13 protein-coding genes, 1 tRNA gene and 2 pseudogenes are annotated in these 14854 nt (G+C 69.2%); 7 read left to right on the top strand and 9 right to left on the bottom strand.

Annotated elements, in window-relative coordinates:
• The 3 genes from CED_RS24915 to CED_RS00530 all read left to right on the top strand — a co-directional run.
• A partial coding sequence (locus CED_RS24915) for a Mov34/MPN/PAD-1 family protein (RefSeq protein WP_235186829.1) occupies positions 1–193 on the top strand: 193 nt, incomplete at its 5' end.
• A 240-nt stretch (positions 194–433) separates the two neighbouring features.
• Positions 434–844 carry a MoaD/ThiS family protein gene (locus tag CED_RS00535; protein ID WP_035908127.1) on the top strand — a complete coding sequence of 137 codons (411 nt, stop codon included), beginning with the start codon at positions 434–436 and terminating at the stop codon, positions 842–844.
• A gap of 22 nt (positions 845–866) precedes the next feature.
• A complete protein-coding gene (locus CED_RS00530) occupies positions 867–1814 on the top strand; it encodes a PLP-dependent cysteine synthase family protein (protein ID WP_011435321.1) in 948 nt (315 codons plus the stop codon).
• Positions 1815–1952: 138 nt separating this feature from the next.
• Here the strand turns inward: CED_RS00530 and rdgB are convergent.
• From rdgB to murI, 4 genes and pseudogenes are all read right to left on the bottom strand, one after another.
• Positions 1953–2585, bottom strand: a pseudogene (gene rdgB / locus CED_RS21980) (RdgB/HAM1 family non-canonical purine NTP pyrophosphatase); the annotation flags it as partial.
• Positions 2582–3325 carry a ribonuclease PH gene (gene rph / locus CED_RS00520; protein ID WP_011435323.1) on the bottom strand — a complete coding sequence of 248 codons (744 nt, stop codon included), beginning with the start codon at positions 3323–3325 and terminating at the stop codon, positions 2582–2584. The pseudogene rdgB and the gene rph, both read right to left, overlap by 4 nt.
• Before the next feature lie 79 nt (positions 3326–3404).
• Positions 3405–4154: an MBL fold metallo-hydrolase gene (locus CED_RS00515; protein WP_035908123.1), complete on the bottom strand. Its 750-nt coding sequence runs from the start codon at positions 4152–4154 to the stop codon at positions 3405–3407.
• The gene (murI, locus tag CED_RS00510) at positions 4151–5053 is read right to left on the bottom strand and encodes a glutamate racemase (RefSeq protein WP_035908121.1); all 903 of its coding nucleotides are present in this window, start codon (positions 5051–5053) and stop codon (positions 4151–4153) included. Before murI ends, CED_RS00515 begins: the two co-directional genes overlap by 4 nt.
• Before the next feature lie 842 nt (positions 5054–5895).
• Between murI and CED_RS24560 the strand changes: the two genes are divergently transcribed.
• Entirely contained in the window at positions 5896–6459 is a 564-nt protein-coding gene (locus tag CED_RS24560; protein WP_235186828.1) for a hypothetical protein, read from the top strand.
• 133 nt (positions 6460–6592) lie between these two features.
• On the opposite strand, the gene CED_RS00500 is transcribed toward CED_RS24560, so the two are convergent.
• The 3 genes from CED_RS00500 to fxsT all read right to left on the bottom strand — a co-directional run bounded on the left by CED_RS00500 (position 6593) and on the right by fxsT (position 11348).
• Positions 6593–7465 (bottom strand): NAD(P)-dependent oxidoreductase, encoded by an 873-nt coding sequence (locus CED_RS00500; RefSeq protein ID WP_011435327.1) that lies wholly within the window; start codon positions 7463–7465, stop codon positions 6593–6595.
• 130 nt (positions 7466–7595) lie between these two features.
• A complete protein-coding gene (locus CED_RS00495; RefSeq protein WP_011435328.1) occupies positions 7596–7916 on the bottom strand; it encodes a putative quinol monooxygenase in 321 nt (106 codons plus the stop codon).
• 654 nt (positions 7917–8570) lie between these two features.
• Entirely contained in the window at positions 8571–11348 is a 2778-nt protein-coding gene (gene fxsT / locus CED_RS21250; RefSeq protein ID WP_084680647.1) for an FxSxx-COOH system tetratricopeptide repeat protein, read from the bottom strand.
• A 369-nt stretch (positions 11349–11717) separates the two neighbouring features.
• Here fxsT and CED_RS00485 point away from each other — a divergent pair, with 369 nt between their 5' ends.
• Both CED_RS00485 and CED_RS25930 read left to right on the top strand, forming a co-directional pair.
• On the top strand, positions 11718–12080 hold the full coding sequence (locus CED_RS00485) for an Arm DNA-binding domain-containing protein (protein WP_011435330.1): 363 nt from the start codon (positions 11718–11720) through the stop codon (positions 12078–12080).
• A 113-nt stretch (positions 12081–12193) separates the two neighbouring features.
• A pseudogene (locus CED_RS25930) lies at positions 12194–12808 on the top strand (site-specific integrase); the annotation flags it as partial.
• Between the two features lie 355 nt (positions 12809–13163).
• Here CED_RS25930 and CED_RS00470 read toward each other — a convergent pair.
• Positions 13164–13244, bottom strand: a tRNA-Leu gene (locus CED_RS00470).
• Positions 13245–13691: 447 nt separating this feature from the next.
• Here CED_RS00470 and CED_RS00465 point away from each other — a divergent pair.
• Complete coding sequence (locus CED_RS00465) at positions 13692–14204, top strand: hypothetical protein (RefSeq protein WP_011435363.1); 513 nt, start codon at positions 13692–13694, stop codon at positions 14202–14204.
• A 71-nt stretch (positions 14205–14275) separates the two neighbouring features.
• Here the strand turns inward: CED_RS00465 and bcp are convergent, their stop codons facing one another.
• Positions 14276–14767, bottom strand: coding sequence for a thioredoxin-dependent thiol peroxidase (bcp, locus tag CED_RS00460; protein ID WP_011435364.1), 492 nt, complete (start codon positions 14765–14767; stop codon positions 14276–14278).
• Positions 14768–14854 lie beyond the last annotated feature (87 nt).

Below are 14854 nucleotides of genomic sequence, written 5' to 3'. Positions count from 1 at the left end.
CGAGGAGCCCGTCATCATCTACCACTCGCACACCGCAACCGAGGCGTACCCGTCCAGAACCGACGTGTCCCTCGCGGCCGAGCCGGGCGCGCACTACGTACTGGCCTCCACCCGGGAGCCGGACGTGACCGAGTTCCGGTCCTACCGGATCGTCGATGGCGTGGTCACCGAGGAGCCGGTGGAAATCGTCTGAGACGACCTGGTGTTGCAGATGACGCGGCGACGGACGATGACGCGGCGACGGACATGGTCCGGGAAGGGACATGGTCCGGGAAGATGGTGGACACGGTCCGGGAAGATGATGACTGCGGAGCCTTGGCACCCACGACTCGTCCGCTTGTCCGCCTGAGGTAGAACCCGCTGACGTGACNCCCCGCCCATCCGGGCGGCGCCACCGCCGAGCCCGGCCGGTGGCACCCGCGAAAGGAGCACCATGGCAGTCCAGGTCCGTGTGCCGACGATCCTGCGTACCTACACGGGAGGTTCGAAGCTGGTCGAGGGCACGGGCGACACGGTCGCCGCGCTCTTCCTCGATCTCGACTCCCGGTACGCCGGGCTGCGGGGCCGGCTGGTGACCGGTGACAACGGTTCCGAGCTGCACCGCTTTGTCAACATCTACGTCAACGACGAGGACGTTCGTTTCCTCGGCGGTCTCGACGCCAAGCTCAGCGACGGCGACGAGGTCACCATCCTTCCCGCCGTCGCCGGCGGCTCCGTCGACGTCGGGGAGTTTCCGGGCAGCGCCGAAGTTCCGGGCAGCGCCGAAGTTCCGGGCAGCGCCGAAGTTCTGGGCAGCGAGGGGCTGGCCGTGCTGTCGCCTGGCATGTCGCCCGGGCGGCACTGACGCGAGCGACGGGTCCCGACTCATGCGCTTCTCCTCCCTGGCCGACTCCGTCGGCCGGACCCCGCTGGTCGGGCTTCCGCGACTGTCGCCGTCGCCGGATGCCCGGCTGTGGGCGAAGCTGGAACAGGACAACCCGACCGGTTCGATCAAGGACCGGGCGGCGCTGTGGATGATCGCCGACGGCGAGAAGCGCGGTCTGCTCACTCCGGGCGCGACCGTGCTCGAACCGACGTCCGGTAATACCGGGATCTCGCTGGCCATGGCCTGCCGTCAGCGGGGCTACCGGCTGATCTGTGTGATGCCGGAGAACACCTCGATCGAGCGCCGTCAGCTCCTGCAGATGTGGGGCGCCGAGATCAGGTTCTCGCCCGCCGCCGGCGGATCGAATGAGGCGGTCGCCGTCGCGAAGCGGCTGGCCGCTGAGAATCCCGACTGGGTGATGCTCTACCAGTACGGCAATCCGGCGAACGCCCAGGCGCACTATGAGACGACCGGGCCGGAGATTCTCGAGGACCTGCCCGAAATCACGCACTTCGTGGCGGGCCTCGGCACGACCGGAACCCTCATGGGAACCGGTCGTTACCTCAAGGAACGGGTGCCGGACATCTCGATCGTCGCGGCCGAACCGCGCTACGGCGAGCTGGTGTACGGGCTGCGCAACATCGACGAGGGGTTCGTTCCCGAACTGTACGACCCGTCGGTGCTCACCTCGCGATACTCGGTCGGTCCGCGGGAGGCGCTGCGCCGTACCCGCGAGCTGGTGCAGGAGGAGGGCATCTTCGCCGGGATCTCCACCGGGGCCATCCTGCACGCGGCGCTTGCGCAGGCCGAGCGGGCGGTCAAGGAGGGCAAGTCGGCCGATATAGTCCTGATCGTCTGTGACGGTGGCTGGAAGTATCTGTCCACCGGCGCCTACGCCGGCACCCTCGAAGAAGCCGAAGCCGCCCTGGAAGGGCAGCTGTGGGCCTAGCCCCGCATGGCGGCTTCGCCGCAATGCGGGGACCCCTGGCCTTGGGCGCCGTTCGGGGTTTCCGTCAGCTCGCCTTCGGCGAGCTTCCTGGGGGAGCCGTCGGGGGTGGTTGGCGGCTTCGCCGCAATGCGGGGNGGCGAGGACCTCGCCGAGGACCAGGGCCAGTTCGCCGAAGGCTCGGCCGCGGTGGCTGATCGCATCCTTCTCCGCCGCGGACAGTTCGGCGTTCGTCCGGGTCTGACCGTCGGCCAGGAACAGTGGGTCGTAGCCGAAGCCGCCCACGCCGCGAGGTTCGGTCAGCAGGGTGCCACGTAGCTCGCCGTGGGCGACCTGTTCGACGCCGTCCGGGGTGACCAGGGCCGCCGCGCAGACGAAGGCGGCGCCGCGCCGGTCGGCCGGGACGTCGTCAAGCTGCGCGAGCAGCAGGGTGTTGTTGGCGGTGTCCCGTTCGACCCGGGTGCCGTCGCGCCAGCCCGACCATCGAGCCGAGCGCACCCCCGGCATCCCGGCCAGCTCGTCGACGGCGAGCCCGGAGTCGTCGGCGACCGCGGGCAGCCCGGTCTCCGCGACCGCCGCCCGCGCCTTGATCAGAGCGTTCTCGGCGAAGGTCGTCCCGGTCTCGGGCACCTCCTCGCCTGGCGGCAGGCCCACCAGCTCCACGGCCAGGCCGCTGGCCGCCAGGATGCGGCGCAGCTCCGCGAGCTTCGCCTCGTTGCGACTGGCGAGGACCACCTTCGTCGTCCGGGCCGATCCGTGGTGTTCGGCGCTCATCGAGCACCTCCCGGGCGGGGAGGCCCCGCCGGGACCGGGCCGCGCAACGCCTCGGTCTGGATCGCGGTGAGCTGAGCGCATCCACGCACTGCGAGGTCGAGCAGGCTGTCGAGCATCGTCCGGTCGAACGGGGTGCCCTCGGCGGTGCCCTGGACCTCGACGAAACCGTCCGCCCCGGTGCACACCACGTTCATGTCGGTGTCCGCGGTGGAATCCTCGCTGTAGGCCAGGTCGAGCATCGCCTCACCCTTGACCACGCCGACGCTGACCGCACTGACGCTCGTGATGATCGCATCGGGCCGGCCGAGCCAGCGGGCGGCGTCGACCAGCGCGACGTAGGCGCCGGTGATCGCGGCGGTGCGCGTGCCGCCGTCGGCGAGCAGCACGTCGCAGTCGATCGCAATGGTGTTCTCGCCGAGGGCCTTCAGGTCGATGCAGGCACGCAGGCTGCGGCCAATCAGTCGGGAGATCTCATGGGTCCGCCCGGAGATGCGGCCGCGCACGGACTCGCGATCGTTACGGGTGTCGGTGGCCCGTGGAAGCATGGAGTACTCGGCGGTCACCCAGCCCAGGCCGCTGCCCTTGCGCCAGCGCGGGACCCCCGTGGTCACCGAGGCCGCGCACAGCACCCTGGTCCGGCCCGCACTGATCAGCGCGGATCCCTCCGCGTGCTCCTGCCATCCCCGCAGGATCGTCACCTGCCGGAGTTCGTCCGGTCTCCTGCCATCCGCTCGTATCACGTCGCGACACTATCGGCCCAGGGTGACCCGGCCGCGCGCCGAGGTGCGGAGGTGCGGTCCGTCAGAGCTCCCAGAGCTCTCAGAGTTCATAGACGGTGCCGGGGCTCGCGAGGGTCAGCGGGCCGTCGTAGACGCCAGCCGCCTCCTCCTCGGAACGGGCGGCGTTCCCCCACGGGACAAGATGCGTGAGCACGAGCTGACCCACGCCGGCTCGCCGGGCGTGCTCGCCGGCCTCCCGGCCGGTCAGATGCAGGTCAGGGGGGTTGTCCTCCTCATCGAGGAACGACGCCTCGCAGAGGAAGAGATCGCTGTCGGTAGCGAGGCGGACCAGCCGGTCACACGCCCCGGTGTCGCCCGAGTAGGTCAGTACCCGATCGTCGGCGGTGAGGCGGATGCCGTAGGCCTCCACCGGATGGGCCACCCGGGTGAGATCGATCCGGAACGGCCCNATGTGCAGGCGGCCGGCGCCGATGGTCCGGAAGTCGTAGATGTCGGCCAGGCTGTCGTCCGGCCATTTCTCGAACGCTCCGCACAGCCGTTCCTGGGTGTTGATCGGGCCGTAGACCGGGAGCTTGGGCGGCATGCCCTCCGGGTGGTACCGCCGCGCGTAGGAGTTGGCCACCAGGTCCAGGCAGTGGTCGCCGTGCAGGTGGCTGAGCAGCACCGCGTCGATCTCACGCAGGTCGCAGTGCCGTTGCAGTTCGCCCATGGACCCGTTGCCCNCGTCGAGGACGAGCCGGAACCCGTCGTCCGACTCGACGAGGTAGGACGAACAGGCCGACGTCGGGCCGGGATACGTGCCTGAACAGCCGAGGATCGTCAGTTTCACCGTGGCACCACCGGGCTCTGCTGGGAGGAGGGTTCCTGGTCCGCCCCGGTTCGGGCGGCCCATGCGGCTGGAGGCGTGACTGTGGCCCGCGCGGCAGGAACGGGCGGGGCCACCGCCGCGACGCCGACGAGTTCGGGGCCGAGGAACCTGCGTCCCACCCGGCTGAACAAGGTTGGATCACCCGTGGTGAGGAACCGGTGGGTGGGCGGCGGAAGGTCCGGATCACGGAAGAGTCCATGCCGGACAAGTACCCGGTAGGTGTCCTTGGCCGTCTCCTCGGCACTACTCACCAGAGTGACGCCCTCTCCCATCACGAGGCCGATGACCCCCGTCAGCAGTGGGTAATGTGTACATCCGAGTATCACCGTGTCCACGTTGGCTTCCTGCAATGGTGCGAGGTACGCCTCGGTCAGACCGAGCAACTGCCGCCCGCAGGTGATACCCCGCTCAACGAAGTCCACGAACGCCGGGCAGGCCGCACCGGTCAACTCCACGCCCGCGGCGGCGGTGAACGCGTCGTCGTAGGCGCGGCTGGCAATCGTCGCCAGCGTGCCGATGACGCCTACCCGCCCGCTGCGGGTCGCCGCGGCCGCTCGGCGGGTCGCCGGCATGATCACTTCGATGACTGGTATGTCGTAACGCTCCCGGGCGTCGCGCAGACAGGCGGCACTTGCCGTGTTGCAGGCGATGACCAGCAGCTTCACGCCCTCGTCCACGAGCCGGTCGAGGGCATCGAGGGCGTAGCGACGCACCTCGGCGATCCGCCGCGGACCGTAGGGTGCCCGAGCGGTGTCCCCGAGATACATCAGGGGCTCATGCGGAAGCTGGTCCAAAATGGCGCGCGCCACAGTCAGACCGCCCACCCCGCTGTCGAACACCCNGATCGGCGCGCCGCTCATGAGCGATCAGACTAAGCCGGAAACCCGATGCTCACCCTGTGGCTGTTGTCACGGAACCATTGTCCGGTCCCGGACAGTCCTCGCGCGTCCGACATAGGACCATCTCGCCTCGCTGAGCTGGGCGCATCGCTGTGCGTCATACCTCGTTGTTTACCCAGGTGAAGGCGTCCGCGTGCCGCGAGGGGCCGAGGTGTGGCCGGCTCGACATCCGGGGATCGTCCCGGTCTGCTGGATCATCCGATGACCTTCGCCTGGTCCGGAACGCGATCTTTCATCGATGTATCGCGGGAAATGCGTGGTCCGTCTGTCGATCGTCCACGAGGAGCCGTGCCCGGGTGGGTATGCCATACGGGTACAGGCACGCCAAACGGAGTGTAGGCTAGAACTGCCTGTAATCGATCAGTGACTACTAGCTATCGAACAGGTATGTTGAGGACGCGGCTGAGGTGTCCGGGTCGTTCCCATCCGTCCCCGATTCGAGGCACCCCAGTCGCATCCTCGATGTCTCCAGGCCGCCTCCAGGCCGCCTCCAGGCCGCCTCCAGGCCGTCCCCGGGGTGTCGACGCAACGTGGTTCCCGACGTCTCCCCGCGCTTCTACGATGACGTCACGCGGTGGTCTTGCCATCGTCCGGCCGTGCAGTCATCCAGGGAGATCAGGGGACGTCAGCACGTGACCACGCACGGAGGGTCGCGGTCGGGTGGCTCTTCGAGCACTCAAGATCGTCCCATGGCGTGAGGACGGACGGTGTAAGCGGGATACACGGCACCAAACTGTCCTCTGCCTTGTCGGGTTGACGTCGATCGGGGGCATCGCTGGCCGTACGGCGATAGGAACATGTCCATGGCCCGGCTCCTCGCGGCGATCTCCACGGGCGTCGCCCTCCTGGTGGGAGGGTTGACGGCGCTTGCCGTCATGCTGCCGCCCGAGTANGGCTATCTGGTTCCGATTGTCATTATCCTCGTTGTCGTGGGGGTCAACATCACTGCCTGGCTTGTGATCCCGCGTGTCGTCGGCCCGGCGTCGGCGTCGGCGTCCGTGCACCGCTCGATACCGGAGAATCGTCCGATGGATGGCTCGTTCGTGTTCGGTCGTGGTGAGTTCGACTGGGCGCGTTCGGACGCATCCGATGCCTCCGTCGAGTCCTCGTCGGACAACTGGTCGTCGAGCTGGGACTACGCCGGCGGGGACGGTCCGGACGGCAGCGACGACGAGAGCGGTTTCGACGACGACCGCTGGTATGGTTCCGCGGTCCGCCGTGGCGCGGGTTTCCCGCCGCCCGCTCTTACCGGAGCATCCATGTCCGGCCTGCTGTCCGCCGACACCGGACAGCATCACCGGGCCACGCAGTCCGGCCCGGTGCCGGCGGAGCCAGAGAAGCACCACGACGACAGCCGCCAGCCGTAGCGATGCCCAGTGGGGACTGACCGGCCAGGGTGGCGTTCCTCCGGCCGGGCACATCCCGTCCGTGCTGTGCTCGGTACGGTCGTTGAGGTCGGTACGGTGCAGCGCCGGTGCGGTGGCGGCCCGGCGCCGTGGATCAGGCGAGCCCGGCGCGCCGGCGGGCCGTCTCGGTCACCGCGGCCCAGTCCTGGTCGGTCTGGCCATGCGCCAGCGCGTCGACGAAGGCGTCCCGCAGCACGCCGCCGAAGGGCAGCGGAACGTTCCGTTCCAGCCCTGAGGCCAGCGCGAGCTGGACGTCCTTCAACCCGAGCGGGAGACGGAAGTTGACGGGCTCGTAGTCCCGGTTTCCGATCATGCGGCCATAGCCGGTGAAGACCGGGCCGGTAAACAGGTTGTCGGTGAGCACTTCGATGAACGTGGCCGGGTTCATCCCGCCGGCCTCGATGACGGCGCTCGCCTCCGCCATCGCCTCGATGCTGCAGGCGATCAGATAGTTACCCAGGATCTTCACCAGGTTGGCGTGCTCCGGCGCATCGCCGACCGTCCAGGTTCGCCGGCCGAGGACGTCGAACAGGGGCTGAACCTCGGCGATCGTGTCCGGATCGCCGCTGGTCACGATGGTGAGGTTGCCGGCGCGGGCGGCGTCGGTCCGGCCGAAGACGGGAGCCGCGAGGTAGCGCAGCCCGTGCTCGGCGTGCTCACGCCGGGCCTGGATCGCCAGCGCGGTGCTGACGGTGGCCATATTCACATGCAGTGCTCCGGCCGGCGCGGCGGTCAGTACCCGCGGATCGAGCAGGCGGTCGGTGACGGCCTGGTCGTCCGCCAACATGCTGAGGACGATTCCGGTGGCGAACGCCTCGGAGATGCTGGCGGGCACCGCACCGGCGGCGGCCAGCTCGGTGACGGGATCCGGTGAGCGGTTCCAGGCCAGTACGGTGTGGCCGGCGTCGATCAGATTGCGCGCCATGGCGCTGCCCATTCCGCCAAGTCCGATGAAACCGATTTTCATGCGTCACCCTCCTGGCCTGGTCGGCGGACGGTCCGCCGACGCGGGTTTCCTGCCCGGCTGGGCTGGGCCAAGTGGCATCGGCCGCTCCAGCCCAGGGCGGGTGAAGAACGGACCGGCAGGNGCCGGGTCCTCAGGCGCCTGTCATCGTAGGAAGCCCGGTGCCCGAGGTCAGTGTGATGAACTCGATACGCGGGGGACCGGTGAGCAGATCCTGCCGCTCGGCGACGAAATGGTGGATGTGCGGCTGGTTCTCATGATCCTCGAACGCCTCGCGGTCGCGGTAGAGCTCGTAGAAGAGCCGGGCATTGTCGTCGCCGACCACCCGATGGGTAGTGTAGATCAAGGTCCCGGGTTCGTGGGCGGCGATCAGCGGCACCGTCTCGGCCACCAACGCGTCGAACGCGTCCGCCGTGTCCGGGCGTACCTCGAACCGCACCGTCAGACCGAACATGGATCTCCTCCTCAGGGTGTTGCGACAGGGACATGGCGGGGCGCTGTCGCTTCGCGACGTACTGTCACCGTATCCGGGAGATCACTCTAATGGTGGCCTGAGAGCCCGGCCACATCGATGCGGCCTGAGATCGGCCGCCTTGTGTAGTCCGGGACGGGCCATCCGGACCTTGACGGCAGGAGGCCGATGTACAGCAGATTCTGTCGACCAAAGACGATATGGACGTCATGAACGGTACCCGATGGTATTCCTTCAAGGCTGGATCTGGTGGATGACGGGCATGGTCTCCCGGCCGGCCTAGCGATTCGCGGCCGGCGGGCCACAGCCTGATTTCTTCCATCGACTCGTGGTTCAAATTCGAGACGACTCGTGTTCACCGACCTGTGAATGGAAATCCCTTGACGGCTGGCCGCTGCACCGCACTCCGGCGGGATGTAGGCAAGGTCGGCGCCCTGTTGCTCTGATGATTCAGGAGACTTGCATGGTCTACGTCCAGCCGTATGCTGTCGACTCCGCCGGGCGNGGTCTCTTCGCGGTTCGATACGGCGTCGGACCGACAATGCGGAATCGAGGATGGCGCGGAGTGAAATCTCGTCTCACATGGTCCCGTTCGGCTGCGCTTGTGGCCGCGACAGCCCTGACCGTCGGGCTTGGCTACGGCCTTCCGGCGGTCGCGGATCCGGGTGGCGGGGCAGCCCAGTCGGGTGCGGCGGCCGTCCAGACGGCGAGCTCGGTGCGGGCGGCCACGGTCTCGCGGTGCTCGGGTCCCAACGCCCGTTCGAACAGCGCCAGTACCGCGGCAAACTGGTCTCGGGCNCCCGCGGGATCCCCCGCCTCCCCGGTCCAGTGGGCGAGGTTGCGCTGGTCGAGCAACGTGTCCGGATGGTNGGGGCNGAGGACCCGCCGGTGGATCAGGAGCAGGGCGGCGTACTGGTCACGGGCCATCGCGGGGTCTCCCGCCTGACCCACCCAGTAGGCGAAGTTACCCCGGGCGACCAAGGTCGCGGGATGCTCGGGACCCGAGACCCGCTCACGGATCGGCAGTAACTGTGCGTACTGGTCGCGGGCGGCGGCCGGGTCACCCGCCTTGCCGGTCCACCAGGCGAGGTTGGTGCGGACCCACAGCGTGCCGTGATGCTCCGCGCCGGACACCCGCTCATGGACGGTGAGCAGCGCCGAGCACAGGTCGCGCGCGGCCGCGGGATCCCCGGCCTCCCCGATCCAACGGGCGTACTGGTCACGGGATTCGAGAACATCCGGGTGTTCCGGTCCCAGCNCCCGTTCCCTGATCGGCAGAAACGCGGCGTAGTGAGCGCACGCGCCCGCCACGTCGCCGGCCTGCCCGGTCCAGAACCCGAGATTCGCCCAGACATACAGGGTCTCCGGATCATCCTCACCCGCGACGCGTCGCCACCGGGGCAGGATGGACAGGCACAGGTCGCGCGCGCCGGGCCAGTCGCCGGCCTGCCCGGTCCAGTCCGCGAGACGGGCCGCGACCAGCAGGGTCTGCCGGTCGTCGGCGCCCAGGGCTCGGTCGCAGACGGGCAGCAACGCCGCGAGCATGTCGCGCGCGCCTCCCGGATCCCCCGCCTCCCCGGTCCAGTTGGCGACGGCGGCACGCGTACGCAGAGCCGCGGGATGCTCGGCGCCCAGCCGTGCCACGGTGTCGTTGTGGACGTCCTCCTGCACGATCTTCGCCGTCCGGTAGTCACCACTGGCGTCGAGATACTCGAGCAGTTTCAGGACGCCGGGACGGTCCGGACGGAACACGATACGTGCGTGGGGGACCAGCATGGCGTAGACAGGCCACGTCCCGGACCGGTGGGGTTCATCCGGCAGTGCGGCCTCCACCAGGGCCACCACCACGCCGCGCAGGACGTCGCGACGTTCCTCGGGCAGCTGACCGGCGATGACTGCCCCGACGAGGCGGTGCAGCTGAATCGTGTTCCCGCTCCGGCGGGCCAGGGAGTAGGCCAGCGCGTCACCGACCACATCGTCGAGGTCGAGCCGGGGATGGGTACCGGCGCACGCCTGCGCCAACGGGCCGTCGAGAAGATCGGGATGGTCATCGAACAGGGCCAACGGGATCGGTTCGGGAGCCAGCAGCGCGCACAGCGTCAGCAGCTGCACGGTGGCCGGGGCGTCGGCCCGCAGCCGTTCCAGAGCCATGGACCAAGCGGTGGCGATGGTGCCGGCATAGAGGGGATCGCCCCCTTTGCCCAGCAGCGTCGTACGCCGGGTACGGAACTTCGCAAGGTAACTGGCCGGATCCGTCCGGGTCGTGGTGAGGTAGCCGGCGGCCTGCGCCAACGCCAGAGGCAGGTCACCCAACTCGGCAGCCAGCGCGTCGGCTACCGCCGCGTTCAGGCCGGGAAGACGGCGGGTCAGGAACGCCACCGCCTCAGCCCGTTCAAACACGTCCACGTCGACCGCGGCGGCGAGTGCCTCCCAGCCCGGATTCCGGGACGTGATCAGCACATGGCCCGGTCCGCTTGGCAGCCAGTCCCGCAAGGCGACGGGATCCTCGGCGTTGTCGAACACCACCAGCCACCCCACCCGACGGCCTAGGGCTGCGAGCACGATGGCCGCGATGTCGGATACCGCTCCATCGGTCGACAGACCCAGCGGGCCCGCGAGCGCGGCGAACTTCTCGCCGACCAGGAGGGTCTGTTCCGCGTCGATCCACCAGACCAATGTGTACTCGGCGGCGTGCCGATGGGCGTACTCGACGGCCAACTGGGTCTTGCCCACCCCGCCCATGCCGTGCAGGGTGGTCACCGCCACCGGCCCCGACCCCAGCTCGGTGCGGATCTGGTCGAGCTGGGACTGGCGGCCGGTGAAATGCCGGTTGCGACTCGGCACGTTCCACACATCGGGCAGCCGCCCGGGGAACGTCGGCTCCATCCCCGTCGCGGTGACCATNGGTNGGGNGGGCCCGCCGGGAAAGACCGGCTCCACCGCCGGCTTACTCCGCTCCCCACGTGCCGCGGCCACCAGCCGCCCGGCCGCGATGTCCCGGTCGAGGCCGAACAGGTCCACGCTGACCAGCTGACCCAGCAGCCCCGGCCGATCACATTCCTCCACTCGGAACACCAGCAGCTTGCGCGCCCGCCCGGACGGGTCGGCGGCCCAGGCGGCCTGCCACTCCGCCTCCGCGAACGCCGAGGACAGGTACGCCGTCGACAGCACCGCGATCGTGCGGGCCGCGACCTGTGCCGCCTGATGCATCTCGGTGACGAAATGACTACCCGCGTTGAAGTCCCAGGTCTGGATCCGCACCCGGTAGCCGGCGTCCTCCAACACCCAGGCGATCCACTCCGCCCATCCCTGATCGGCCCCGGTGTAGGAGACGAAGAAATCCACCCCCGACGATGGCGACCTTGCCGCACCCTGCACCGCGCCGCCGCCTGACGCCGGGACCCTCGTGCCCATAGCCGCACAGCCTGCCACAGTAGCCACGGATCGTCACAACCCAGGCGCGTACCGGACAGCCGAACGGGCTGACACCCGGGGTGTGTAAGAACAACGGTGTAACCCCGATCAAGGAGTGACACCTGATGACGATCACCACAGACGCAGCGGACACTGCTGTGGTGTCCCTGGAGGAGTCGGCCGCTGGACGGCCCCGCGCGTCGAAGGCGAAGGCTGCGCCAGCGGGGATCGATCCCGCGTTGGTCGCGCAGCTGGTGACCCAGGCCCGTGAGCAGGGGGTGCGGCTGTCCGGCGAGGGTGGCCTGCTCCAGCAGCTGACGAAGGTCGTGCTGGAGTCCGCCCTCGAGGGCGAGATCACCGGGCGGCCTCGTGAGTGCCGGCCGTCAGGGCAGCGTCCGGAAGGACGCTTCCGGCAGGTGGTTCTTCGTCGTCGACATCACCGCAGCGGGTGGGCCGCGTCGGCAGGCGAGACGGCGTGGGTTCGCGACCAAGAAGGCGGCACAGGCGGCGCTGACGGGGTTTCTCGGCAAGCTCGCGGCCGGCACGTACGTCGAGCCGTCCCGGCTGACCGTTCGGGAGTTCATCGAGACGCGCTGGCTCCCGGCAGTGGAAGGTGAGCTGCGGCCGTCGACCCTGGCGTCATGCCGGCGGAACCTGCGGCTGCATGTCCTGTCCCGGCTCGGCGGGGTGCGGCTCCAGCTCCTTGACACGGCTACCCTGCAAGCCCTCTAGGCCGAGTTGCTCCGGGCTGGCCGGGCTGACCATGCCCGGGGGCACGGACTGTCGCCGCGGACCGTGCTCTACATCCACACGATCCTTCGGGATGCGCTGAAGACGGCAGTCGAATGGGACCTGATCCCACGCAACCCGGCGGACCGGACCAAGCCGCCGCGGCGGAAGGCCCAGGCCGAGCGGCACACGAAGATCCGCACCTGGACGAACGCCGAACTCCGGACCTTCCTCGACGCCACCCGCGACGAACCGACCTACGCCCAGCGCCTCACCTCGCCACCACCGGCGTGCGGCGAGGTGAGGCGCTGGGGCTCGCCTGGTCGGCGGTGGATCTGGACGCGGGGCGCATCTCGATCCGCCGGACGCTCGTCAACGTCACCACGTCTGACACCGGCCGGGTGCCGGTGTTCAGCGACCCGAAGACCGTACGCGGCACGCGGGTCATCGCCCTGGACACGGCCACCGTAACGGCGCTGCGTGACCTGCGCGAGAGCAAGCTGAAGGAGCTGGCGTTGCTCGGCAGGGAGCCAGAGGCCGATCTTGTCTTCACCCACTGGGACGGCCGGGCCATGCACCCGGAACGGAACTCCCGCGCGTTCCTCCGGCGGGTGAGGCGCCTCGGCCTGCCGGTCATCCGGCTGCACAACCTGCGGCACACCTGGGCAACCCTCGCGCTCGCGAGCAACGTGCATCCCAAGGTCGTCTCCGAGCGGCTGGGGCACGCCAGCATCACGATCACCTGGAGATCTACAGCCACGTTCTGCCCGGCATGCACTCCGATGCCGCGGAAGTCGTCGCCGGGCTCATCCTCGGCACTGGCGGGCAGGCCGACGAGGACCAGGCGGACCGGCCCGACGGCGGTGGCGACGCGACCGACTCGGACGACTCCGATGGCCTGGGTGATGACGATGCGGAACCGGGTGCGCCTGCGTCAGACTGCCCGGCCACCGGCCCGCGGACTCCTCGTCCGTCCACTTCGGTCACGGCCCGGTCGTGACCAATCTGTGACCAAACGGGCCCAAACGATCAGAGGAGGAACGGTGGGCGAGCATCTGACCTGCGAGAACGCTGCCGTTCAACGGGTGCGGGAGGGGGGACTTGAACCCCCACGCCCGAAGGCGGCAGATCCTAAGTCTGCTGCGTCTGCCATTCCGCCACTCCCGCGTCACCTCCAGAGTAGCGATCGCCTCACCTGGGGGGCGCTCCGCCTCCCGCCGGGTTATGCCCCGCATCCTCACCAGGACCGCGGACAACCGCGGACAACAGTGGACAGCCGCGGACAACAGTGGGCAGCCGTGGACGACCGTGGGCAGCCGTGGACGACCGTGGGCAGCCGCGGGTAGCCATGGAGGCTGCCCCAGTCCGGCCACGAACCTTCGTAGTGAGCCATTCACGAGGTTTACCGGTATCGGCCGGGTTTGGTGGACGCCAGGGCGGACAGATATCGACAGTCCAGAGGGCTCACGCCGCCGGTCGCCGAGGCTCGTCCCGCGGTCGTCGGGACGACAACCGTGAGAGGGCCGTTGTCGTCAGCCTGACTCGCACGGCTATCCGACCGGCGGCAGGGTTGTTTCGCGCCGGTTTGGCCAGGACGACTGGGAGACGATTCATATGACCCTCACCGAGGTCCCGCGCTCCGCCCCCGCCGATGTTCCGCCCACCGGCGAGGCACCGGCACAGGTCGAGAGCCCGCCGGCCAAGATCAGGGCCAAGATCAGGGCCGAGGCCAACGTCAGGGCCGGGAACGAGACCGGGAACGAGGCCCAACGGCTGGTCGGCCCCGGCCCCCGCCACGCCGCCCAGCGTGCCCTCCTCGAACGGAACCGGGCGTTGAAGCTCATCGACACCGGTCGGGCGACGACCGCGGCCGTCTGCGCGGTCCGTGACACGGGCCTGCGGGTGAACGGCAGGCCGGTCGCCGAGGTTCATCTGCTCATCGAACGCCCCGGCGCGTGGGGCAACGTGTATCCGGTGGTGCGCAGCACGGTCCTTCCCGACCCGGACGTCGACCTGAGCGAGGCGGCGACGGCTTCGTCGGGCCGCCCGCGTCGTATCCCCGTGCTGGTCGATCCGCACCGTCCGGAGAACGTGCTGCTGGGCTGGGATCTGCGGCCGGCGAGCTGACGAAGCCGTCAACGAAGCGGCCGACGAAGCCTGCGGGATGGGTCGGCCAGGCGCCTCAGGGACGGTCCCGGTCAGGCGGCTGCGAGGCCCAGATCGCGCAGCAGCTTGGCGACATGACCGGTCGCGCGGACGTTGTACTGCGCCACCTCGATCGTGCCGTCCGTGCCGATCACGAACGTCGAGCGGATCACGCCGATGGTCTTCTTCCCGTACATTGTCTTCTCGCCGAAGGCGCCGTACGCGGCGAGCACCTTCCGCTCCGGGTCGGAAAGCAGCGGGAACGTCAGGGCTTCCGCGTCGCGGAACTTCACCAGCTTGGCGGGCTTGTCGGGAGAGATCCCGAGCACGTCGATGCCGGCGTTGTCGAGCTGGGCGAGGCTGTCCCGGAAGTCGCAGGCCTGCTTCGTGCACCCCGGGGTCGACGCGGCCGGATAGAAGTAGACGACGACCCGCCGTCCCCGGTAGGACGCCAGGGACACCTCGTTCCCCTCGGAGTCGGGCAGGGTGAAGTCGGGTGCGATGTCGCCGGGGACCAGACGGGCGGCGTTGGCGGTCTCAGTCATGGCCCGAAAAGTAGCCGTGGCCCGCGCGGGACGGCAAACCCCCGGCGGACAGATCCCCAACGTGGCGAGGTTCGGGGGACCTGGGCA

The organism is Frankia sp. CeD, assembly GCF_000732115.1.
GTDB lineage: Bacteria > Actinomycetota > Actinomycetes > Frankiales > Frankiaceae > Frankia > Frankia casuarinae.
The sequence above is the reverse complement of the archived record's forward strand: the minus strand, read 5'-3'. Positions and strand labels throughout refer to the sequence as shown.

Bases quoted from the DNA above. Each gene is read 5' to 3' on its own strand.
- CED_RS00535 (WP_035908127.1), top strand. From the start codon at position 434: ATGGCAGTCCAGGTCCGTGTGCCGACGATCCTGCGTACCTACACGGGA.
- CED_RS00530 (WP_011435321.1), top strand. From the start codon at position 867: ATGCGCTTCTCCTCCCTGGCCGACTCCGTCGGCCGGACCCCGCTGGTC.
- CED_RS00500 (WP_011435327.1), bottom strand. From the start codon at position 7,465: ATGAAAATCGGTTTCATCGGACTTGGCGGAATGGGCAGCGCCATGGCG.
- CED_RS00495 (WP_011435328.1), bottom strand. From the start codon at position 7,916: ATGTTCGGTCTGACGGTGCGGTTCGAGGTACGCCCGGACACGGCGGAC.
- CED_RS00465 (WP_011435363.1), top strand. From the start codon at position 13,692: ATGACCCTCACCGAGGTCCCGCGCTCCGCCCCCGCCGATGTTCCGCCC.
- bcp (WP_011435364.1), bottom strand. From the start codon at position 14,767: ATGACTGAGACCGCCAACGCCGCCCGTCTGGTCCCCGGCGACATCGCA.